The sequence below is a fragment of the Pseudoalteromonas sp. T1lg22 genome, from assembly GCF_002964645.1.
GTDB lineage: Bacteria > Pseudomonadota > Gammaproteobacteria > Enterobacterales > Alteromonadaceae > Pseudoalteromonas.
In genome coordinates, this window is record NZ_PQBY01000006.1 from 50,277 (window position 1) to 73,342 (window position 23,066).

The 23,066-nt window shown below is 47.3% G+C and carries 23 protein-coding genes and 1 pseudogene; 11 read left to right on the forward strand and 13 right to left on the reverse strand.

All coding sequences use genetic code 11. The annotated features are described in order from the left end of the window. Position 1: 1 nt before the first annotated feature. Positions 2-652 (reverse strand): response regulator transcription factor, encoded by a 651-nt coding sequence (locus C2M24_RS02435; RefSeq protein WP_105213201.1) that lies wholly within the window; start codon positions 650-652, stop codon positions 2-4. Positions 653-881: 229 nt separating this feature from the next. Here C2M24_RS02435 and C2M24_RS02440 point away from each other — a divergent pair, with 229 nt between their 5' ends. From C2M24_RS02440 to C2M24_RS02470, 7 genes are all read left to right on the forward strand, one after another. Continuing rightward, complete coding sequence (locus C2M24_RS02440; RefSeq protein ID WP_105213202.1) at positions 882-2,492, forward strand: MASE1 domain-containing protein; 1,611 nt, start codon at positions 882-884, stop codon at positions 2,490-2,492. A 159-nt stretch (positions 2,493-2,651) separates the two neighbouring features. After that, positions 2,652-4,208: an FG-GAP repeat domain-containing protein gene (locus C2M24_RS02445; RefSeq protein ID WP_105213203.1), complete on the forward strand. Its 1,557-nt coding sequence runs from the start codon at positions 2,652-2,654 to the stop codon at positions 4,206-4,208. Between the two features lie 203 nt (positions 4,209-4,411). Further along, positions 4,412-6,085 carry an energy-dependent translational throttle protein EttA gene (gene ettA, locus C2M24_RS02450; protein ID WP_105213204.1) on the forward strand — a complete coding sequence of 558 codons (1,674 nt, stop codon included), beginning with the start codon at positions 4,412-4,414 and terminating at the stop codon, positions 6,083-6,085. Positions 6,086-6,197: 112 nt separating this feature from the next. Continuing rightward, entirely contained in the window at positions 6,198-6,533 is a 336-nt protein-coding gene (locus C2M24_RS02455; protein WP_105213205.1) for a PilZ domain-containing protein, read from the forward strand. Between the two features lie 10 nt (positions 6,534-6,543). Then, complete coding sequence (locus C2M24_RS02460) at positions 6,544-6,963, forward strand: DUF350 domain-containing protein (protein WP_233999487.1); 420 nt, start codon at positions 6,544-6,546, stop codon at positions 6,961-6,963. Positions 6,964-6,975: 12 nt separating this feature from the next. Continuing rightward, complete coding sequence (locus tag C2M24_RS02465; protein WP_105213206.1) at positions 6,976-7,563, forward strand: DUF1190 domain-containing protein; 588 nt, start codon at positions 6,976-6,978, stop codon at positions 7,561-7,563. Continuing rightward, positions 7,564-8,721: a glutathionylspermidine synthase family protein gene (locus C2M24_RS02470; RefSeq protein ID WP_105213207.1), complete on the forward strand. Its 1,158-nt coding sequence runs from the start codon at positions 7,564-7,566 to the stop codon at positions 8,719-8,721. It begins immediately after the preceding gene. A 48-nt stretch (positions 8,722-8,769) separates the two neighbouring features. On the opposite strand, the gene nqrM is transcribed toward C2M24_RS02470, so the two are convergent. The 11 genes and pseudogenes from nqrM to C2M24_RS02525 all read right to left on the reverse strand — a co-directional run bounded on the left by nqrM (position 8,770) and on the right by C2M24_RS02525 (position 18,683). Next, positions 8,770-8,982, reverse strand: coding sequence for a (Na+)-NQR maturation NqrM (gene nqrM, locus C2M24_RS02475; RefSeq protein WP_105199703.1), 213 nt, complete (start codon positions 8,980-8,982; stop codon positions 8,770-8,772). Positions 8,983-9,057: 75 nt separating this feature from the next. Next, positions 9,058-10,089 carry an FAD:protein FMN transferase gene (locus C2M24_RS02480; RefSeq protein ID WP_105213208.1) on the reverse strand — a complete coding sequence of 344 codons (1,032 nt, stop codon included), beginning with the start codon at positions 10,087-10,089 and terminating at the stop codon, positions 9,058-9,060. Positions 10,090-10,179: 90 nt separating this feature from the next. Then, positions 10,180-11,406, reverse strand: a complete 1,227-nt coding sequence (nqrF, locus tag C2M24_RS02485; protein ID WP_105199701.1) for an NADH:ubiquinone reductase (Na(+)-transporting) subunit F — start codon at positions 11,404-11,406, stop codon at positions 10,180-10,182. Between the two features lie 17 nt (positions 11,407-11,423). Next, positions 11,424-12,032: an NADH:ubiquinone reductase (Na(+)-transporting) subunit E gene (gene nqrE, locus C2M24_RS02490; RefSeq protein ID WP_105188154.1), complete on the reverse strand. Its 609-nt coding sequence runs from the start codon at positions 12,030-12,032 to the stop codon at positions 11,424-11,426. Positions 12,033-12,042: 10 nt separating this feature from the next. Further along, a complete protein-coding gene (locus tag C2M24_RS02495) occupies positions 12,043-12,672 on the reverse strand; it encodes an NADH:ubiquinone reductase (Na(+)-transporting) subunit D (protein WP_105199699.1) in 630 nt (209 codons plus the stop codon). Further along, the gene (locus C2M24_RS02500) at positions 12,672-13,439 is read right to left on the reverse strand and encodes a Na(+)-translocating NADH-quinone reductase subunit C (protein WP_105199698.1); all 768 of its coding nucleotides are present in this window, start codon (positions 13,437-13,439) and stop codon (positions 12,672-12,674) included. The genes C2M24_RS02495 and C2M24_RS02500 overlap by 1 nt, the downstream gene beginning before the upstream one ends. Further along, positions 13,432-14,631 (reverse strand): NADH:ubiquinone reductase (Na(+)-transporting) subunit B, encoded by a 1,200-nt coding sequence (locus tag C2M24_RS02505; protein ID WP_105213209.1) that lies wholly within the window; start codon positions 14,629-14,631, stop codon positions 13,432-13,434. The genes C2M24_RS02500 and C2M24_RS02505 overlap by 8 nt, the downstream gene beginning before the upstream one ends. A gap of 1 nt (position 14,632) precedes the next feature. Next, a pseudogene (locus tag C2M24_RS02510) lies at positions 14,633-15,975 on the reverse strand (Na(+)-translocating NADH-quinone reductase subunit A). Positions 15,976-16,423: 448 nt separating this feature from the next. Next, positions 16,424-17,614, reverse strand: a complete 1,191-nt coding sequence (fabV, locus tag C2M24_RS02515; RefSeq protein WP_105199695.1) for an enoyl-ACP reductase FabV — start codon at positions 17,612-17,614, stop codon at positions 16,424-16,426. An 86-nt stretch (positions 17,615-17,700) separates the two neighbouring features. Then, the gene (locus tag C2M24_RS02520) at positions 17,701-18,015 is read right to left on the reverse strand and encodes a BolA family protein (protein ID WP_105199694.1); all 315 of its coding nucleotides are present in this window, start codon (positions 18,013-18,015) and stop codon (positions 17,701-17,703) included. 35 nt (positions 18,016-18,050) lie between these two features. Further along, complete coding sequence (locus tag C2M24_RS02525) at positions 18,051-18,683, reverse strand: alpha-ketoglutarate-dependent dioxygenase AlkB family protein (RefSeq protein ID WP_105213210.1); 633 nt, start codon at positions 18,681-18,683, stop codon at positions 18,051-18,053. A 41-nt stretch (positions 18,684-18,724) separates the two neighbouring features. Between C2M24_RS02525 and C2M24_RS02530 the strand changes: the two genes are divergently transcribed. Genes C2M24_RS02530 through C2M24_RS02545 form a run of 4 tightly spaced genes read left to right on the forward strand, consistent with a single transcriptional unit; the run spans position 18,725 to position 22,531 of the window. Next, the gene (locus C2M24_RS02530; protein ID WP_105213211.1) at positions 18,725-19,861 is read left to right on the forward strand and encodes a methyltransferase; all 1,137 of its coding nucleotides are present in this window, start codon (positions 18,725-18,727) and stop codon (positions 19,859-19,861) included. A 2-nt stretch (positions 19,862-19,863) separates the two neighbouring features. Then, positions 19,864-20,436 (forward strand): YajG family lipoprotein, encoded by a 573-nt coding sequence (locus C2M24_RS02535; protein ID WP_105199691.1) that lies wholly within the window; start codon positions 19,864-19,866, stop codon positions 20,434-20,436. Beyond that, positions 20,433-21,062, forward strand: coding sequence for a peptidylprolyl isomerase (locus tag C2M24_RS02540; RefSeq protein ID WP_105213212.1), 630 nt, complete (start codon positions 20,433-20,435; stop codon positions 21,060-21,062). The genes C2M24_RS02535 and C2M24_RS02540 overlap by 4 nt, the downstream gene beginning before the upstream one ends. A 56-nt stretch (positions 21,063-21,118) precedes the next feature. Beyond that, positions 21,119-22,531 (forward strand): AmpG family muropeptide MFS transporter, encoded by a 1,413-nt coding sequence (locus tag C2M24_RS02545; RefSeq protein ID WP_105213213.1) that lies wholly within the window; start codon positions 21,119-21,121, stop codon positions 22,529-22,531. A 204-nt stretch (positions 22,532-22,735) separates the two neighbouring features. Here C2M24_RS02545 and C2M24_RS02550 read toward each other — a convergent pair whose 3' ends face one another. Continuing rightward, complete coding sequence (locus C2M24_RS02550) at positions 22,736-22,969, reverse strand: helix-turn-helix domain-containing protein (RefSeq protein WP_105199688.1); 234 nt, start codon at positions 22,967-22,969, stop codon at positions 22,736-22,738. Between the last annotated feature and the right edge of the window lie 97 nt (positions 22,970-23,066).

Below are 23,066 nucleotides of genomic sequence, written 5' to 3' on the forward strand. Positions count from 1 at the left end.
CCTATTCCCTTAACAATTCTTCAAATTTTATGGAATGGCTTTTAATCGCCAGTCTCAGCAGCTCATATGACTCTGTGATTTGTAGCTTTTCATAAATATTGCTTTTATGGGCATGGACCGTCTTAACCGCTACATTTAACTTTTTTGCTATTAACTTTACCGAGTAACCAATGGCTAAAAGGTTAAAAACATCCTTTTCTCTTTGTGTCAGCTTCTGCACTTTGCTGGTCGAATCACTATGAGAGTTATAATAGATATTTTTAATAATATCCTGACCTAAATAACTATCGCCGTTTAGCGTACGCCTTATCGCCGTGATTATTTCATCGGATGCGTTTTGCTTGGATAAATACGCATTTGCACCAAGATTAATTGCTTCACTGACGTAGGGGTCGTTATCGTACATGCTCACAACGATAATTTTAGCCTTCGGAGAGCACCGCTTTATCAGGGGGATTAGACCTAGCCCATTCTTATCCGGAAGTGATATATCTAAAATAGCAATATCAAATGTACTAAGAGGTAGCTTCTGCTCTGCCGCCTGAAAGCTCGAGGCCTCTAGTGATACGGTATGTGTATCATTGAGCTCGAGTAAGCGCTTGAAGCCTTCCCTGACAATGGAGTGATCATCTATGAGAGCGATATTAATCATGAATGTAAGCAATCCTTTTATACCAGAGCACCATTAAAACGCATCTGATCTAGAGACACAATTTTATTGACACTAAGGAGGGGTCCGTAAACAACTTAACGCCACCAGTTTAAGAGGTTTACCCAATAGATTACCTGTTCGTAACCTCTATAAAGACACCCAAGAATGGGTTAAGCTGGATGAACTCCACCACCATAACCTCCCAAAGCTCAATCTTGTGCAATTAATAATGAAAAAAATAAGTTATAGATACTTGGGTATTTTCTTTATTATCTCAGTCGCTTACTCTTCGCTTTGGTATCACTCCTGGTACCTACCGGTGAGCTTCGCAGTAATTGACAATACCGCCAGCTGGTTTTTACCGGCTGGCTATCGCTTTGCGGCTTTTTTATTCGCACCAAAAAGATATTGGCTGGCTATTATTCTTGGCGAATGGACCGCTATCATCCTAATAACTAATGAACGCGGCGAAATACCCGCCTTAAGTAATTTCATTGCTACTACTTTCCCCGCGTTATTTTATTTATGCGCCGCCCACTTCTATTTAAAGCTTTATAGAAAGCCCGAATTAAAAACAACCCATCAGGTCTTTGGGTTAATTATGGGTGCTATCTGCGCTGCAACACTGACATCAGTAACACTGACCACAAGTATGATTTACCATAATGAGCTGGCGACGATCCCTAAGACTGAGCTCTTTACTCAAACGCACCTGCTCAACGCAACTGCATTTGCCTTTGGCGATATTGTTGGGGTGCTGCTTATTTTGCCGCTGAGCATCTTACTCGTAGAGCTCTACGGTAAAAAAAAGCCTTCCTTAAAAATCACTAACAAAGGGATCTTTAAGATTTCATTTTCGCTTGCCCTATCCTTGTTGGCCATCTTAAACATCCAGCAAATACCTTTATATTATATAAAAATACTCTCGGTGACTTTCGTGATAGCGGCATCTCATAAATGGGGCTGGAAGGGAGCCACCTTAAGCGTGTTCGCTATGTGTATTTTAGTTGTGTATACCGCTCTGAGAACAGATGTAACAATTTCGGTCATTGAAAACCAAGCCTATTTAATCACCATTGCATTTACGGCGCTCATTTTAGGCGCGGCAATCACCCAACAAAAAAGCGCAAATACAAAGCTACAGGAACAAAACTCAGCACTTAACAGATTAAATACCCGCTACAAAGAGCAAGCAAAGAAAAACCAGTTACTCGCGACAAAAGTCGTTGAGATCCAGGAGCTGGAGCGTAAAAAAATATCAACAGAATTACACGACGATATTGGCCAAACCTTAACAGCGATAAGAACGGAGATAACCATCTTAGAGCAGCTCACAAAGGATAAAAAAGTACTCCAGTCTGCACTCAATCTGCGCGCTCTATCGAACAAGGTGTATAACGTTACCCGCAACCTGATCATTTTATTACACCCTCGAGAGCTCAATGATTTAGGTTTGCAAAAAGCCTTACAAGGTAGGTCCTTAACTAAATTACTTGATAGCGCCGGGATAAATTACCACTTAAATATTGCAAGTGACTTAGATAACTTATCGGAAGATAAGAAAATTGCCATTTATCGTATTATTCAGGAATCTTTTAACAACATAGTCAAGCATGCCGCTGCAGATAACGTCTATGTTGATTTATCTATTAAACAAAACCGGCTTCGACTCTCGGTGAAGGATGATGGCAAGGGCTTTGAAACCAAGAGGAAGGAGGCGTTCAATGGGGGTTTTGGCTTGCTCGGTATTGAAGAAAGAGCTTTGGCGCTAAAAGGAAGTTTCCAAATAGATAGCTCAGGGTCTGGCACACACCTACTAATACAGCTTCCCGCTACCTAAGAAGTTTTCCTAGTCTTTTTAGGAAGTCTTCCCCTTAATTTAAAGACATCGATTTGTAAAACTAGCGACTGTTAAAAAGTTGTTACTGGCCTCTCAAATAATGAGCTTAAATAATCGCTTATCATTTGTGGAGTCACATCGTTTACAAGGAAATAATTGATGCCTAAGTTAAAGCTCCTCACCTCCCTGTGTTTATTCTCCACCCTGATCAGCGGCTGCGGTGGTGGCGGCAGCAACAGTGAAACACCTCCGCTCTCAAGTAACTCCGCCCCCAAGGTTAGGTTATCTGATATCAGCACCGATGAGGGCCTTTCACTGAGCATTAAGGCTGATGCAACGGATGCTGATGGGGATGCCTTAACCTACACTTGGTCACAAACCGGTGGCAATGAGTTGACTTATACCGTCACAGGTTCAGAACTCCAACTCATAGCACCTGAAGTTAATGAGGACACAAACTTTACCTTCGAAGTGAGCGTGTCGGATGGTATTGCTTCTACAACGAAATCAATGACACTGTCGGTAAGAGATATAGATTTAACACAGCAAGAAGCGTACGAGCAGCTATCTCAACTAGTATCAACAATTCCAGATTTGGAATGGCATCATTTTGGCGATATCGATTTAGGGGGTGATGGTGACTTGGACATTATTATCACCCGCGATATGAATAATGGCACCTCCCAAAATGCTACGGCCCTTATTTACGATTCTAAAGCTGGCTACACTATCAAGGAATTAAATATTGCGGCGGTTGCTCGTCGCATTGTAGTTAGTGACTTCAATAAAGATAACTTAGACGATATTTACCTTCCTAACCATGGGCGCGAATGGGGCGCTAACGACGAAATTGGCGGTAATAATAGTATTTGGCTGCAAGCGGATAACAGTGATCTCATCAGCACAGGTCAATTTGATCATATAGCCGATTATACGCATGGCGGATGCACTCTTGATTTCAATAATGATGGAGCGGTGGATATATTTGATGTCAATGTTTATCAACAAGCTCCCCGCCTCTGGCTGAATGATGGGCAGGGCAATTTTAATGAGCAACCCAACGCCTACCCAGAAGATTTAACAGCGGTTACTTTTACCTGGTGTGTGGCCGGTGACTTTAATAAAGATGGTTTTGACGACGTTATCATGGGCGCCAATAGCGGCAATGATCTGCAAGATGGCGGTGGCAATCAAGTTGGCAACTCACATGTGTTTTTAGCAGGTAACGGGACAGAATTTTCATATTCTGCGAACACCAGTTTAATACCCACCAATATAGCTAACCCAGCAGGCAATGATCCAGAATTTGGGGGAGCCTGGGCTGTAGCCACGGTTGGCATGGAAATTATTAACTACAACAATGACCAGTGCTTAGATTTTATTAGCTATACAACAGATTATTTATACCAACATCACTTTCAAGTTTGGGAAGGAAGTTGTGATGGCAAATTCAAAAACGCTTTTAGTCATCACAGCGAGAAAGACACCGCCGATGAAATTAATGTCGCGGGCTTAGGCTTTGCCGTCAGAGATATAAATGGTGATGGACTTCAAGACTTTTATACCTATGAAAATCACACCCCCATAAACGACGTAACCAAAGAGTTTGTATTTATTCAAACAACCGACGGTAACTTTTCTCAAACTGAGTTCACTAAAGCGATTGGCTATAACCTGTTACCAAGCCATTGGCTAGGTCTTAAGTGGCTAGAGTAAATTAGCCCGAGTACTCTAACTTGAATCGGAGTGATTGGGGTATGTACTAAACCAGACATAGCAATCACTCAGTTCCGCTGTTTTCAAGCTGGATTTTAAACCTATACTGGCCCCCTAAATCAGGCCCTATGCGTTGACTGCTCCGTAGCCGAGACTCTACAATAGCGGCTGATAATTTTAGTCATATTGCAAAGGTTCCTTTCATGGTTTTACCTGATAAGTTTATTTTCTCGATGAGTCGAGTGTCTAAGGTTGTGCCGCCTAAGCGCACCATCCTAAAAGACATTTCTCTGCACTTTTTCCCTGGCGCAAAAATTGGTGTACTTGGTCTAAACGGCTCGGGTAAATCTAGCCTGTTACGTATCATGGCCGGCGTTGATAAAGATTTTGAAGGTGAGGCTCACCCTCAACCGGGCGTGAAAATTGGTTACCTGCCACAGGAGCCGGTACTTGATGAAAGCAAAACCGTGCGTGAAGTGGTTGAAGAAGCGGTAAGCGAAGTTAAAAACGCCCTGACCCGCCTTGATGAAGTCTATACCGAATACGCTATGGAAGATGCGGACTTTGATGCCCTAGCCAAAGAGCAAGGCGAACTTGAAGCCATTATCCAGGCACATGACGGTCATAACCTGGACAACGCTCTAGAGCGTGCCGCCGATGCCCTTCGTCTACCTGCATGGGATGCAAAAGTTGAACATCTTTCCGGTGGTGAGCGACGCCGTGTGGCGATTTGTCGTTTGCTACTTGAAAAGCCTGACATGCTTATTCTCGACGAACCGACCAACCACCTGGATGCAGAATCTGTGGCCTGGTTGGAGCGCTTCCTGCATGATTACGAAGGCACAGTAGTGGCGGTAACCCACGACCGTTACTTCCTTGATAACGTTGCCGGTTGGATTCTTGAGCTTGACCGTGGTGAAGGTATTCCATGGGAAGGCAACTACTCATCTTGGCTAGAGCAAAAAGATGCCCGTTTGAAGCAAGAGCAAAAAGCGGAAAAAGCACGCCAGAAATCAATTGCCCAAGAGCTTGAGTGGGTGCGTTCAAACCCTAAAGGTCGCCAAGCCAAGTCTAAAGCGCGTATGGCCCAGTTTGCCGAGCTACAGCAAAGCGATTACCAAAAACGTAACGAAACCAATGAACTATTTATTCCACCGGGTCCACGCCTGGGCGATCAGGTAATCGAGGTTAAAGGTCTGAACAAGAGCTTTGGCGATCGTCAGTTGATCGACAACCTGGAATTCACCGTGCCTAAGGGTGCCATCGTCGGCATTATCGGTGCTAACGGTGCCGGTAAATCAACCCTGTTTAAGATGCTAAGCGGCGATGAGCAGCCGGATAGCGGTGAAATCACTATTGGTGAAACCGTAGAGCTGGCCACAGTGGATCAGTTCCGTGGCAATATGGACGATAGCAAAACCGTATTTGAAGAAATCGCTGACGGTCAGGACGTGCTAAAAGTGGGTAACTTCGAATTCCCAAGCCGTGCCTACGTGGGTCGCTTTAACTTTAAAGGCAATGACCAGCAGAAGTTTGTAAAAGACCTATCAGGTGGTGAGCGTAACCGTTTACACCTTGCCAAGCTGCTTAAAGCGGGCGGCAACGTCTTGCTACTGGATGAGCCTACCAACGACCTGGACGTAGAAACTCTGCGCGCCCTGGAGAATGCGATTCTAGAATTCCCGGGCTGTGTGATGGTTATTTCGCACGACCGTTGGTTCCTTGACCGTATCGCTACGCATATTCTGGATTACCGTGACGAAGGTCAGATCAACTTCTTCGATGGTAACTACACAGAGTACGAAGCCTGGTTGAAGAAAACGCTGGGCGCCGATGCCGCACAACCTAAGCGTATTAAATATAAGAAAATTGGTTAATTAACCAATTGCAAAAGCCCCAGCAATGGGGCTTTTTTGTATCCCCTGTTCATAGACAAAATTGCCCGTCGCCAACTACACTGACTAAATACCCTGCTTTTTAGGAGTGTTTATGCACGAGCGTCGCCACTTTACCCGGGTACTGTTTCAACGCCCCACTCTAGTCACCGACCATCAACATCTCTACCCCAGCCAGTTACTCGACCTCTCACTTACAGGTGCCCTGATCAGCCACCCAGAGAATTTCCACCCCACCCTAGGGGCAGAACTGCAACTGAGCTTTACCCTAGCCGACACCGATATCGAACAGCCGCATATTGGTTTACGCTGCATCCTCATTGACTTAGATAGCGCCACGCATTTAAAACGTCTTATTGAACTTAATGTCGGGGATGATAAGCTATTGCACCGAGAGCTGGTACAGCCGGCCTCGGTGGAACAACAATAAAATAGACTCAGTGAGAGCAGCAATTATGATCATGGAATCCATGCAAGGGTTTATTCCCTTTTTGATGTATTTTGGCCTTGGCTACCTGTTGGTTTTGGCATTTTTGTTTTTATACACCCTAGTCACCCCCCACTGTGAGTGGACTTTGATGAAGGAAAACAATGCCGCCGCCGCAACCGCCTTTAGCGGTGCCTTTATTGGCTTTACCCTGCCGGTTGCCAGTGCCGCGGTGAACTCGGTATCCATTATTGACTTCGCCATCTGGGGTGTCATTGCCGGTGTTATGCAGCTTATTACCTTTTTCTTAGTACGCCTGTATATGCCTAAATTGTCTGAAAAAATTGCCAACGGCCATATGAGCGCCGGAGCCTTTTTAGGTATCGCCTCGCTGGCGACTGGAATTCTTAACGCCGCTTGTATTACCTACTAAGGAGCGGTGATTATGAAAAGGACGAGTAAATTAAAACTGACCCTGATGCTGGGTGCCACCGCAGGGCTAAGTGGCTGTGGCGATCCGGACGAGTCGGCTCTGCTCTTTAACGATACCGAAGACTGTATGAGCTTTGGTGTCGAGCAGGACGTGTGCCAGGCGCAGTACCAGGAAGCCCTGGCCAACCACGCCATGGAAGCGCCTAAGTATGTCAACGAAGGCCTGTGTGAAAACGACTTTGGCTTTGACCAGTGCGAACAGGAAGGCAGTATCTGGCGCCCCATTATGGCCGGCTTTATGATAGCCGCGGTGGCCGAGGCGGTCGATGAAGGCCTCGACCTGATGAAAAAGAAAAAGCGTAAAAAGTACGCCTATCTGGGCGGTAGCTACTACTCGGGCGCCAAGCCCCTGTATCGCTCCCGCGATGACTTTTTCAGTTTCCGCAATGCCAACAATGGCTATATCGGCTCGGTTAATAACCGCGGCACCACCATGGTGAAGAAATCGCAAATCCACTACTCAAGCAAGCCTAAAACCGTCACCAGTTCACGCGGTGGTTTTGGTCGTCGCGCCGCATCTCGCAGCAGCTTTGGTGGTTAGATGTTTCGCCAACCCATCACTGAGCGGTCAGACTTGGCCGCTCAGGCCGATTACTTCGGCTTCGAGTTCTGCAATATCGATGGCGAAAAGTATTGGGACGAGAGCGCCTATTATCAATTTACCCTGAAGCAAATTGAAAACGACCTGGAAGACCCGACCAACGAGCTCGAGCAGATGTGCCTGGAATTGGTCGATAGGGTGGTTAGGGACGAATACTGGCTAAAGAAGTTTGCCCTGCCCGAGCGCTTTTGGGATTTTGTCGCCACCAGTTGGCATAACAAAGAGCCCAGCCTGTATGGGCGCATGGATTTTAGTTATCAGGGCACAGGCCCGGCTAAACTGCTGGAATACAACGCCGACACCCCCACCTCCATCTACGAGGCGGGTTTTTTCCAATGGCTATGGCTGGAGCAACAGGTAGACAGGGGCGTACTGCCAAGGCGTGCTGACCAATTCAACAGCATCCAAGAAGCCTTGATCAGCCGCTTTAACCACTTCAGCAACCAGGATGCCATCCACCTTGTTCACAGCCGCGATTCGCTGGAAGACAAGGGCACGGTCGCCTATTTGCAAGACTGCGCCTATCAGGGGGGTATGCCAACCATAAGAATGGCCATTGAGGACATAGGCATAGACGCCAAGGGCCAGCTTACCGACCTTGATGACACGCCAATCTCCCTGTTATTTAAACTTTACCCCTGGGAAGAGCTGTTTTTTGATGAATTCGCGCCACAGCTGTTAAGCACGGGTACCCTGTTTGTGGAGCCGCCGTGGAAGGCAGTGCTCTCGAATAAGGCTATTTTACCGCTGCTTTGGCAAATGTTCCCCGGGCATCCCAATTTACTACCCAGCTATTTTGCCGGGGAAGAAGGCGAAGGGCTCGAACAAGGCTATGTCAGCAAACCCTTATTTAGCCGTGAGGGAGAAAACATCACCTGGGTACACCCCAGCAAGGGCCGGGTTCATCAAGGCGGCAGCTACGGCGGTGAGGGCTTTATTACCCAGGCCTTAGCGCCTCTGCCCGTATTTGCCGGCAACCACACCTTGATAGGCTCCTGGGTCGTGGGTCATAAAAGCTGTGGCCTGACTATTCGTGAGGATAATGGCCCCATTACCAAGGACACCTCGCGCTTTGTACCCCATATTATTCTTGGCTAAACATCGGACACAAAAAAACCGCTAACTTAAGCGGTTTTTTTATCGGCATTAAAGAATCTGATTCTCTTTCCAGGCTTGCTCTTTGGCCATGCGCTTTTTACGCTTGTCGCACGGGTCGTCGCAGTCACAGGCTTTTTCTATGCCTACAGAGCCCAGGCCACCACAGCTGCTGGCCATTGATTTGCGTTGAACGATAACACCTACCGCCATCGCCGCGATAATAATCAAAAGCAGACCAAAGGTAAGAAGAAATAGCTGCATTGTCTGTGCCCCTTAAAAATGACAATCAACGGCTGAGTCAGCCACGGGCGTTATTATACGCCCGCTTTAACCTGACTACAAATATGGCTTAAACGCCGGACTTGAATAGGTTTTTAAACCTTCCGATGTTTTGCTGATCAAATACACGGGTAAGTTATTGGCCTCGGCATAGGCTTTAGCGCGCTCCGTACCCATTACCGTTAGCGCCGTAGCTAGGCCGTCGGCAGTCATGGCACTGGGGTGTAACACGGTCACAGACACCAGGTCGTGCTTAATCGGCATACCGGTTTGCGGGTCAATCAAGTGCGTGTATACCTCGCCGTCCATCTCATAGAAGATACGATAATCACCTGAGGTCGCCACGCCCATAGAGCCCGGCTCTAAGGTACGATGGATTTTACGTTCACCCTTTGGCGCATCCGGTTGCTCAATGGCAATCACCCAAGGCTTGTTCCCCGGTTTGTGCCCGGCAATACGCATCTCGCCGCCAATCTCAACCATATAGTTGGCTATGCCTTGGCGCTCAAGTAAGTCTGCCACCTTATCTATACCGAAACCTTTGGCGGTCGCCGAAAAGCTCAGCTCCAAACCGTCTACCGACTTAGCTAAGCCCTGCTCGTTCAGGGTCAGCTTATCAACGCCGATATTGGCGACCATGGCATCAAGCTCAGCCTGCGTAGGTCGCTGCGTCGGGCGCTTATCCGGGCCAAAGCCCCAGAGGTCAATCAAGGGTCCCATGGTCACATCCAGGGTCTTGGTAGAGAAGCCCAAACGGATAGACTCCGCCGTCACGGTGCGAAAGTCCGCACTGATAGCCATCACCTCTCCCGCGCTCAAGCGGTTAAACTGGTTGATTTCCGAGTCGGGTATATAGGTCGACATGGACTGATTCACGGCTTTTAAGGCCTGCTCTATGTCGCCATGTAGATTCAGCGCTGCCAAATGCTCGCCGGTGGCATACAGCTTGATGTTATAGGTAGTGCCCATGGTTTTACCATGCAGCAGTAACTCTTGCTGCTCGGGCTCACCGGCCTTATCACAGCCGCTAAGTAGGCCAAAGGTAAGGGCGAAAATCACTAAGGCCGTGACACGTAGAATAGGTTTCATCTGTAATACTCGCGTGAGAAAAAAGAAAAGGCTCCCTAACCTTAGCTAGGAAGCCCTTATACCTAATGTTAACGAATATACATCGTTAAATTAGCCGCCGAAGTCATCCAGTAGGATGTTCTCGTCTTCAACACCTAAATCTTTAAGCATGTTGATAACGGCCGCGTTCATCATAGGTGGTCCACACATGTAGAACTCACAATCTTCAGGCGCGTCGTGGTCCTTCAGATAGTTGTCATACAATACGTTGTGGATAAAGCCAGTGTAACCTTCCCAGTTGTCCTCTGGTTGAGGATCTGAAAGGGCTACGTGCCATACGAAGTTATCGTTTTCAGCAGCTAGGCCGTCGAAATCTTCTACATAGAACATTTCGCGCTTAGAACGTGCACCGTACCAGAAGCTCATCTTACGCTTAGAGTTAAGACGCTTAAGCTGGTCGAAAATGTGTGAACGCATAGGTGCCATACCTGCACCACCACCTACGAATACCATTTCTGCGTCTGTGTCTTTGGCGAAGAATTCACCGAATGGACCAGAAATAGTTACCTTGTCACCTGCTTTAAGCGACCAGATGTATGAAGACATCTTACCGCAAGGTAGGCTTAGGTTGTTTGGCGGCGGAGTCGCAATACGTACGTTAAGCATGATGATGCCGAACTCTTCTGGGTAGTTAGCCATTGAGTACGCACGGATTGTTTCTTCGTCAACTTTTGACTCTAGTTTGAAGAAGCCAAAACGATCCCAGTCTGCACGATATTCTTCAGGAATATCGAAGTCAGCGTATTTAACATGGTGAGCAGGCGCTTCGATCTGAATGTAACCACCGGCACGGAAAGGTACAACCTCACCTTCAGGGATAGCTAGTTTCAGTTCTTTAATGAAGGTTGCCTTGTTATCGTTAGAGATAACAGAACATTCCCACTTCTTGATACCGAAGATAGACTCTTCAAGTTCAATTTCCATGTCGCCTTTAACGGCAACCTGACACGCTAGACGACAGCCATGACGGGCTTCACCTTTAGAGATGTGGTCAAGCTCGGTCGGTAGGATATCACCACCACCCGATTTCACATCTACGCGACACTGGCCACATGAGCCACCGCCACCACAAGCAGACGATACGAAAATACCGGCATCTGCTAGTGCACCAAGTAGCTTGCTACCCGGTGAAGTTTTAATTGCTTTCTCAGGATCGCCATTGATCCCAATGGTGACGTCACCTGTGGGTACTAGCTTAGATTTAGCTGCAATAATAACTAAAACCAAGATAACCACGATAGCGACGAATACACCTACGCCTAAATATACCTCAAGCATGATTTCTCCTCGCTACCTTATAGTGAAATACCAGAGAATGACATAAAGCCAAGACCCATAAGACCTACAGTGATAAAGGTAATACCTAGACCACGCAGACCGTCTGGCACGTCTGAATACTTCATCTTCTCACGGATACCAGCAAGCAAAGTGATTGCCAGTGCCCAACCCACACCTGAGCCTAGGCCGAAAACCACTGACTCACCGAAGTTGTAGTTACGCTCTACCATGAAGGATACCGCACCGAAAATCGCACAGTTTACCGTGATCAATGGTAGGAAGATGCCCAGCGCGTTGTATAGCGGCGGGAAGAACTTATCCAGAGCCATCTCTAGAATTTGTACTAGGGCAGCAATAACACCGATGAAGGTTAGGAAGCGTAGGAAGCTTAAGTCAGCTTCTGGGAAACCCAACCACTCAAGTGCACCTGGTGCCAATACCGCGTGATAAACCACTTGGTTTACCGGTACCGCAATACCTAGTACGAAGATAACCGCAATACCTAGGCCTAGTGACGTTTTTACTTTCTTAGATACAGCTAGGAAAGTACACATACCCAAGAAGAAGGCAAGCGCAAGGTTTTCAATGAAAACCGCTTTAACAAATAAGTTAAGATACTGTTCCACAACTCGCCCCTTATTTCGCTTCTACTTGGTCTTTCTTATAGGTACGAAGTACCCAGATGAATAGACCGATGATGAAGAATGCACTTGGTGGAAGGATCAATAGACCCATAGGCTGGTACCAGCCACCGTTTTGCACCAGTGGAATGATTTCCACATCGAATAGTGAACCTTTACCGAATAGCTCACGAATGAAACCAACAGTCAGTAGCACTACCGAGTAGCCAAGACCGTTACCAATACCGTCTAGGAATGACATCAAAGGCGGTGACTTCATTGCGTATGCTTCGGCACGACCCATTACGATACAGTTGGTAATGATTAGACCAACGAATACCGATAGCTCTTTTGCAGTTGCATAAGAGAAGGCCTGTAGCACCTGGTCAACCACGATTACCAATGAAGCGATAATCGTCATCTGTACGATAATACGAACGCTTGATGGGATCTGGTTACGGATCATCGAGATAAACAAGCTTGAGAAGGCTGTTACCAAGGTCAATGCGATTGACATGATCAAGGCATTTTTCAAGCTTGAAGTAACCGCCAGCGCAGAACAAATACCTAGTACTTGCAGGGCGATTGGGTTATTGGCGAAGACAGGTCCAAATAGAACCGACTTCATTTCTTTAGTATCAGCCATTATTTCAACGCTCCTTCACGTACTTTCGCAAGGAAAGGACCAAAGCCATGATCGCCAGTCCAGTAGTCAACCGTGTTATCAACACCGTTAGACGTCAGTGTTGCACCAGATAGACCATCAACTTGGTGAGCATTCTTGGCACCACTTTTCACTAGGTCAATAGGAAGCTCTTTTTCTTGCCACTGAGCCGTCCAAGTTGGGTTTTGGATTTCGCCACCCAGGCCTGGAGTTTCGTTGTGCTTGTAGAAGATAAGGTTTTTAACAGTTTCACCGTCGTTTTCTAGCGCTAGGAAACCATACATTACACCCCAAAGACCGTAGCCCTGGATAGGTAGAATGATAGAGTTTACTGAGCCGTCGTCGGCGCGGCTAATGTATACCGGCGCTTCAGTAGTACGACGTTGAATACCCGCTTTATCTTGAGCTTTAGTTAGCTTGATGCTCATTGCCGCATCGAACTTACTTTTCTCAAAATCGTACGCTTTAATCCAAGCGCTACGAGCGTCTTCGTTGTCAAACTGCACTTGTTGGCCGCTTTCAACATTAACAACTAGGGTTTCGATGTTTGCATCAAACGTAGATTGAACGTTTGTAACGCCTTCAAAACCAGCTGCAGCCAGGATATTGCTTTGAATATCTTTAAGCTTGTTTTCTTGCTGTAGTGGACGTAATTGTACTGATGCAAACGATACGATAACCGCACACACCAAACATAGTGACACTACTACACCAAGCGTTTTACCGATTGATTCGTTTTTACTAGCCACGTGCCAATCTCCTCTTGATGTTTGACTGCGCTACGAAGTGGTCGAATAGCGGCGCGAATAAGTTAGCAAATAGGATTGCTAGCATCATGCCTTCTGGGTACGCAGGGTTCACTACGCGGATCATTACCACCATGAAACCAATTAACGCACCGTAAGCCCACTTACCTTTATCGGTGAATGACGCTGAAACCGGGTCGGTTGCCATAAAGAACATACCGAAGGCGAAGCCACCCAGCACTAGGTGCCAATGCCAAGGCATAGCAAATGCTGCGTTAGTTTCAGAACCGATGAAGTTAAGTAGCATTGATGTAACCACCATACCTAGGAAAGTACCTAGTACGATGCGCCACGAAGCAATACGCACATAAATAAGGAATAAACCACCGATAGCAAGCGCTAGCGTCGAGGTCTCACCTACAGAACCTTGAATGAAGCCGTAGAAAGCATTCCACCAAAGTTCCATGTTGGCGTAATCCAATGCACCTGTAGCCGCTTGGCCTAGGTAAGTTGCACCAGAGAAACCGTCAACCGCTGTCCATACCGTGTCACCTGAAATCTGCGCAGGGTATGCGAAGAATAGGAAAGCACGACCCGCTAATGCCGGGTTTAGGAAGTTACGGCCAGTACCACCGAATACCTCTTTGGCAATAACAACACCGAAGGTAATACCTAGGGCTACTTGCCAAAGTGGAATAGTCGCCGGCAGGATTAGCGCGAACAGCACTGAGGTTACGAAGAAACCTTCGTTTACTTCGTGCTTACGAACCGATGCAAATAGCACTTCCCAGAAACCACCCACAGCAAAAGTGACAGCGTAGATAGGTAGGAAGAAACAGGCACCGTAGAACATCTTCGCACCCCAACCCGAATCAGCGGTTAGTTCACCACCGAACAGTTGGAATAAAGCTACTTGCCATGAATCGCCAAGTGCAAAGCCGTTCGCGATTGCGTCAGCCGCTTGGTGACCAATGTTGAACATGCCAAAGAACATGGCTGGGAACGTTGCCATCCACACTAAAATCATAATACGTTTTAGGTCGATGTTATCGCGAACGTGAGTACCGCCTTTGTTTACATAGCCTGGTGTGTAGAAAATAGTTGCAGCTGCTTCATACAGGGCATACCATTTTTCGTGTTTACCGCCAGGTTCAAAATGCGGTTCGATGTCTTCTAAAAATTTCTTCAAGCCCATCTTAACCTTCCTTCTCGATGGTTGTCAGGCAGTCACGAAGGATTGAACCGTACTCGTATTTACCAGGACAAACGAAGGTACACAATGCTAAATCTTCTTCGTCTAGCTCCAATGCGCCTAGGGTAATTGCGCTGTCTAAGTCACGTGCAATCAGGTCACGTAGCAGTAGCGTAGGCAAAATGTCTAGCGGCATTACACGCTCATAGTTACCGATTGGTACCATGGCACGCTTAGAACCACCTGTAGAGGTAGTCATATTGAATAGACGACTTGGTGCAAGGTGACCAAGGAAGGTGCGTGTTACAGAGAACTTGTTGCTACCTGGTGCAATCCAACCAAATAGTTCCTTCTCACGACCTTCAAGCAGTACCGACACTTGCGTGTGGTAGCGACCTAGGAAGGCGTGTGGACCAGTGGCGTTAGTACCAGAAAGTACAGAACCAGAAATCACACGGTTGTCACCGTCTTCTAGTTCGCCCGCAACTAAATCGTCTAGTGCAGCACCCATGTGGGTCTTAACTAGGCGCGGGTTCTTAACGCGAGGACCGGCTAAAGAAATCACACGAGCTGTGTAAATTTCGCCAGTTAGGAAAAGCTGACCGAAAGCAATCCGTCCTGGTAGCCTAGGTGCCAAACCTGCTTAGATGCAGATACTGGATCTAGGTGATGGATGTGAGTACCAACAAGACCGGCTGGGTGCTTGCCACCAAACTCATGTACTTCAACAGAAGCAACTGATGAGCTAGGTACTTGCGCGCCCGCTTTCTTACATACGTACACTTTACCTTCGGTAAGGCGTGAAACCACGGCCAGACCGGCTTCGAAAGCATCAGCATTTTCGGCAATCACAACCACTGGATCAGCGGCTAGCGGATTGGTGTCCATAGCAGTTACGAATACTGAGCTAGGCTTAGCATCTACCGCAGGAACTTTGCTGAAAGGACGAGTACGTAGTGCGGTCCATTGACCAGACTTAACAAGTTGATCGACAACTGTGTCGCGATCTAGGCTTGCTAGTTGGCTTTGGTCGAACTTGGCAAACGTTTCTTGCTCAGTGCCATTAACTTCAATAACAACTGATTGCAGTACACGTTTTGCACCACGGTTGATTTCTTTTACTACGCCGGCAGCCGGTGCAGTGTAGATTACGCCAGGATTCTTTTTATCTTCAAAAAGAACTTGGCCTTTTTTGACTTGGTCATCCACACGAACTCGCATGGTTGGACGCATGCCGATGTATTCTTCACCTAGCACAGCTACTCGTTTAACGGGTTGACCGTCATGAATAACTTGCTGAGGTGCGCCCTCTATCGGTAGATCCAGACCTTTTTTTATGTTGATCATACGCACTTGCATTACATTAAAGGAAAGAAACTTAAAATCTCACCAACCGCGCCGCTTAGCATCGACCGACTGGTACCAAACCGCGTTGTAAATGTAAGGCCAACTCCCCCTAACGACGTTTTAAAAACATCAAAATGAGTAATTATTAACCTACATCAGTAATACAAACGGTATAAAAGAGCACCTATGTCAGCCAGTGTTTCAAGCAACGCAGCGAACTTGTCACACATCTGCCGAATTTTAACATCATTCACGGCGACTATGCGAGTTAAAAAGTAAAAATTATCCAAGGATCAGCGGCGTTCTCGAATGAATAAACTTCAATATAGACCAAAGTCTTAATTCCGCGTGTTCAATTGTAACTACTTGCTAATTAATCACATAACACCGTTACCCAGATACAAAAAAGCCAGTCTTAAGACTGGCTTTTTTAGCAGATACAACCCAATTACAGCAGGTTGTTGATGGCCACATCCGGGTTCACATCCGCGTCATAGTCAACGCCGGCTAAATCAAAGCCGAATAGATGTAAGAACTCTTTGTGGTAACCCACGTAGTCGGTCAGCTCGTCTATGGTATCGGTATCAACCGTATCCCAAATCGTCTGAATGCGCTGCTGCACATCGTCTTCAAGCTCTTTGTAGTTCTGGAACAGGTGACCGCCGTCATCAAAGCGTGGTGTTTCACCGTACAGGTTCTCTTTGAATAGCGCGGTAATTTGCTCTATGGTGCCTTCATAGGTACCGTCTGCTTTCATCACTTTGAATAGTGCTGAAATGTACAGAGGCATAATTGGAATAGCCGAGCTTGCCTGCGTCACTACTGCATTCAGTGAGCTTACATAGGCTTCGCCAGATAACGCAGCAGTCGATGCTTTGATCTCTTGTGCCGCACGGTCCAGGTCTTCTTTGGCTTTACCAATAGTCGCGTGACCATAGATAGGCCAGGTCAGCTCTTTACCAATATAGGTGTAAGCAGTAGTTTTGAAGTTGTCGGCCAATACGCCTGCTTCATTAAGAGCATCGATCCACAGCTGCCAGTCTTCACCACCCATCACTTTAACTGTGTTGGCAATTTCTTCTTCGCTGGCCGCTTCAACGCTCACTTCGTCGATAACACGCTTGGAGGTGTTAAGGTTTTTAGTGGTTACGCTTTCACCGATAGGCTTAAGCGTTGACGAGTAAGTTTCACCTGTTTTCGGGTCGGTACGACGCGGTGACGCCAAAGAGTAAATAACCAGGTCTACTTTACCTAGTTCATTCTTAATGGTGTCGATGGCTTGCGCCTTGATTTCATCAGAAAACGCATCGCCATTGATGTTCTTAGCCCAGATGCCGGCTTCGTCGGCAGCCTGTTGAAAGGCCGCAGTGTTGTACCAACCTGCTGAGGCGGTTTTCTTCTCTGTGCCTTCTTTTTCAAAGAACACGCCCAGCGTTTTAGCGCCATGGCCAAATGCCGATACGATACGAGATGCTAGGCCGTAACCTGTTGATGAACCAATGACCAAAACGTTTTTTGGACCCTGGCCCAAGTCACCTTGGCTTTTTACATATTCTATTTGTTGTTGTACATGTGCCGCACAGCCTGCTGGGTGTGCGTTAGTGCATATAAATCCACGGATTTTAGGCTTAATGACCATGATAAAATTCCATATCTTGCCGAAAAATTAGCGCTAGTGTAGCGACTATTCTTCACTACACAGGTCTGATGACTCGCGCCGGGTGTTTAGTTATCAAATTTAGAACCACCTAAACAGCTCGGCGACTCAGGGGCTTGCCCTTGCTTTTCGCTGAACTCTTCGGGGGTATAGGCATGGATAGCCAGCGCATGAATATGCTCACGCAGCTCCTGTGCCAAAATATCGTTTATAGCGCGATGACGTTGCAGCAGCCGCTGACCGGTAAATTGCTCACTGACCACCACCACCTTAAAATGGGACTCGCTGCCACGGGCATGCATATGGCTTTCATTTTCAACCCGCAGATGTTTGCAGGGAATGGCGGCGCTGAGTTTTTCCTCAATACGCGTTTGCATAGACATAAATAGAGTGCCTGCCAAATACTTAGGTGAGGCTACTATAGCAAAGACGAATCAATGTGGCGAAAGGTTAAATTGATACGCCCCTGAGTCACCTTGCGTTGTTTAGGCAGGCTATGAGCGTAGCAGTGCTGGCTTTGCCCCTTCATAATAAGCAGGCTGCCATTGGTCAAGGCCAAGTCAGTTACCTCACCACTGGCTTTATGGCGTAATTTAAACTTGCGCAGCGCTCCTAAAGATATTGAGGCGATTACAGGATCCGGTCCTAATTCGGGTTCATCGTCACTGTGCCAACCCATACAATCCAGGCCATGGCGATAGTAATTAATCAAGACCGCATTAAAGTGACAGCCCAAGGCACCGTTGAGACGCTGGCGCATGGCGTCGAGCTCAGGTACCCAAGGTGCGGGCTCAAAACGCTGCTGGGAATATTCATAGGCACTGTCGGCATCACCCATATAAAGCTGCAAGCGCGGGATAGCGTGCCACTTGCCATAGACCAAAATACTGGGTTGCTGCCAGGGCAAGGTATCACGTAAATGGGCAAACAATCGCTGTGCCTTAACCTCATCAAGGGCATGAGGCTGATAGCTAAACATGCCTGCTGGCAAGCTCGCCGGTAAGCTCGCAGGCAATTGGTCGTTGTTTTGGGTGTGGGTGTTGGCACGCATCGTGATAAACTAGCGCCATTGTCAGTTAAACCTAAGTGCTCATGATAACATCAGCTCAACTAGGTGGTAATACCTACCACTTACATCGCTTGCCATTACAACAGAAAAACCGCAGCCTGCAGGCCTGGGATGCGGCGGATGAATACCTTGTCGACTATATTAACGAGCATCATGCTGATGCCAAGCGCTTGCTGATCCTCAATGATGACTTCGGCGCCCTGGCCTGCGCCTTTAACCAATTAACTTCAGATTCAGTTAGCGACTCGTACATTGCTATACAAGCATGGCAGCATAATCTCAAAGAAAATAACTTGAATACCGAGCAACTTACGCCGCTGACCAGCCTTGAACCGCTTGCCGACGATTATGACCTAGTGATCGGCAAAATACCGAAAAACATCGGCTATATGCAGCATCAATTGGCGCAATTATCACAAAGTCTGAAGCCGGGTACCCCCGTGGTTCTGGCAGGCAAAACCAAAGCCATTCATACCTCAACCATTAATCTGGTGGAGCGCTATATTGGTCCTGCTACTACCACCTTGGCACAAAAGAAGGCACGCCTTATCACCGCCACCATGCACAATAAAGCGCAGCAAAGCCCCTTCCCCAAAAGTTGGCAACTAGAAGGCAGCGACTTCACCTTGGTCAATCATGCCAATGTATTTTCCCGCGACTCTTTGGATATAGGCGCACGCTTTTTCAGTAATTATCTGCCCCAGTCGAAAAAGCCCATTCGCATTATCGACCTCGGTTGTGGCAATGGTGTGATTGGTCTGCAAACCCTGATTAAATGCCCCGAGGCGCAAGTAACCTTTGTCGATGAGTCGGCCATGGCGGTGGCCTCGGCGCGCCAAACCGTCATAGAAAACCTGCCCGATGAACTGCATCGTTGTGAGTTTATCCATAACGATTGCCTAAGCGGTTTTAATGCCCAAGGTTATGACCTGGTGTTATGTAACCCACCGTTTCATCAGCAAAATGCAGTGACCGATCATATCGCTTGGCAGATGTTTAACGACGCCAAAAAAGTATTGCGTCCCGGCGGTGAGCTTCGTATCGTAGGCAACCGACACCTTGATTACCATGAAAAACTAAAGCGCTTATTCGGCGGCTCCAAACTCCTTGGCTCAAACAAGAAGTTTGTCGTGCTGAGCGCGAAAAAAGTAATAGGATAATTATGTTTAACCGTTTTTCACTGCTGGCTATTATCGCTTTGAGCACGGCACTTACAGGATGTAGCAACCGCTCGGCACAAGCCATCTTAGACCCTTTCTACCAAAGCGGTCAGTTTACTAGCTATAACCAAAGCTTGTCGTTACAGGTGATTGACCAAAGAGCTAAGGCCCCAACCATTTCCATTGCCCAGGGCGAAAATCGTTATCTAATGTCCACCCCGGATTTAAATAACAAGATGCAAAAGGTTTTTACCCAGGCCTTAGAAGCTAACGGCGCACAAATCAGTGCCATGGCTGGCACCCGTATGCAGGTAGCCATTCACACCTTAAACGCCACCGTGATGCAAAATACCGTGGATCACTACAGCGAGGCGCAAATCGCTCTGCAGGTGTTTGTCGAGCGCAATGGTAGTCAGTTCAATAAAATGTATAATGGCCAAAGCCAGTTTCGCGGTCCCTTTGGCTATGATCAGGCCAAGGTTGAGGCGCAACTAAATAAACTTATCGAACAGCTTGTGGCACGCATTATGAGCGACCCTGAGCTTAACAATTACATGCAAAAGGGAGCGATATGAACACTCGCCTCATCAGTGCCTTTTTTACCTTCTGTTTGTTGCTAACGCCCTTGGCGCACGCGGCGGTGCAGGGTGAATTTGTGCAAAAGAGCAATTTATTTCCCCGCGTTGAGTTCACAACCAGCCTAGGCAAAATCACCGTCGAACTGGATCGTTCACGCGCGCCGCTGACGGTGAATAACTTTCTGACCTATGTACAAGACGGCAGCTACAAGGGCTCGGTGTTTCACCGTGTTGAGCGCGATGAAGAAAACGAACGCGACTTTGTGATCCAAGGCGGCGGCTACGACAAAGACTATGACGGCCTGCATGAGAATGACCCCATTTTCAACGAAAGCGGCAGCGGTCTGAAAAATGATATGTACACCATTGCCATGGCCTATCAGGACAGAAAGCCGCACTCCGCCACTCGTCAGTTTTTCTTCAACATGGATAACAACGACCACCTTAACCCAGGCAGTGACTGGGGCTTTTCGGTGTTTGGTTCCGTGGTGGAAGGCTTTGAAACCTTAGATAAAATCATGCGCGTTGAAACCGACTTTCAGGAGAAAATCGGTTACTCCTATGTCCCCAAACAAGCGGTGATTATTTATGATATTAAGGTGCTAGAGGCACAGCCGTACTAACTCTATCAGGGCGAGTCTAATCGCCCTTTTTCTTCTCGCTAATAATAAGAATAAACATGAGCCACACAGCCCTCTCTTTACGCGATTTCACCCAACATTTTCGCGACCGACGCCTGGTCACCGTGTTTATTTTTGGTATCAGCAGTGGCTTTCCCTGGGTGTTGATTGGCTCGGTCATGAGCGCCTGGCTTAAAGACGAAGGCCTCACTCGCTCAATGATCGGCCTGTTCGGCATGGTGTTTGGCGCCTACTCCATTAACTTTTTATGGTCGCCTCTGGTCGACCGGGTGCGCATTCCATTGCTCACCGATTGGCTGGGTCAACGCCGCAGTTGGATCTTATGCTGTCTCTGCATTGTGTTTGCTGCCACCCTGAGCATGGCGTTTGTCGATATCAGCGAGCAACTATTTGTTATAGCTCTGCTGGCACTGATTATTGCCATCGCCTCTGCCACCCAGGATATTGCCATTGATGCCTACCGTATTGATATACTGGCCGAAAATGAAAGTGAAAAAATGTCGGCGGCGGCGGCCATGGCAACCAGCGGATGGTGGACCGGTTATGCTCTGCTCGGCGCCATGCCCTTTTATGCCGCGGATATTCCCGGGGTGGATTGGCCGGATGTGTATTTGGCTTTGGCGGTTATTGTGGCGCTCTTGATCGTCTATGTATTCTTTGCCCAAGAGCCCGAGTCGAATCGCGAACATGTGCATGCTCAATTAGAGCAACAGTATCAGCAACAACTCGGTAAACATGCCTCCATCTTACCGCGCTGGGTGAATATAGTGTTCGCCTGGCTTGGGGTGACCATTATAGAGCCGCTGCGCAGCTTCTTTACCCGTAACGGGGTTAAAACCGCCCTAGCCCTGCTGGCCTTTATCTTCCTCTTTAAGATTGGCGAAGCCTTTTTGGCGCGTATGTCCATCGTCTTTTATAAAGAAGTGGGCTTTAGCAACTCGGATATCGCCACCTTTTCCAAGCTCGGCACCGCGGTGCTGACCATTATTTTTGCCTTTTTAGGCAGCCTCTTTAACAGTCGCTTCGGCATAGTAAAGGGCTTATTTATCAGTGGCGTCGCCATGGCGGCATCGAACCTTATGTTCTCCTGGATTGCCGTCGCGGGCCCTAAACTCTCACTCTATGCGCTGGCCATATTACTTGATGGTTTTACCCAGGCCTGGTCTTTGGTGGCCATGGTGGCCTTTATTTCCATGCTCTGCGATCGCGCCTTCAGTGCCACCCACTATGCCTTGCTTGCCTCTTTGGGCAATCTCGGGCGCACCCTGCTGTCCGGTTACAGTGGTGTCATAGTCGACGATTGGTTGCACGGCGATTGGTCGATGTTTTTTATTCTTACGGCGCTGATGGTAATACCGTCTTTGGTGTTTTTGTTCTTGATACGTAAACGCTTGTATCAGTTAGAGCGGCAGTTTCATGAAAATGGAAGGAATGCCAAGGGGCAGGAATAATACCAATTCTGTTAAGTATGTGCTCAGAGATAGCGCTAGATAAATGATGTGCTAACAAGATTTTTTTATATGTAGTTATTCTACATCGAAAAATTTCAACCTAGTGAGCATGATATTTAGCCCGCTAGAATGATTAGCTATTTAAGTGAATTGGGATAAAACTATAGAGCCCTTCCTGGGCTCCAGAAAATAGGCTTTCAATGCTTATTTGAGTAGCGCTAACCCTTCATAAGGATCCACATCCAGTGCTTCGCAATAACGCATAAATTCAATCACGTCCAAGCGACGTTCCTGATTTTCAATTTTACCTATGAATGAATGCGGCGTACCCAGAACTTGTGCCAAGCTGCGCATGGTATGGCCTTTCTCGTGGCGTTTATCTTTCAGCCACTTGGTTAGTCTTCCATTTTCCTCGGAAGAAACGGTTTTACCCATCATAATTACATCTCCTACTAGATGAATTAAAGTTTCTATAATTATTAGCGAATGAAATTTGCCCGTCTCATTCAGCCAGTATTAAAGCACATGTCCCATT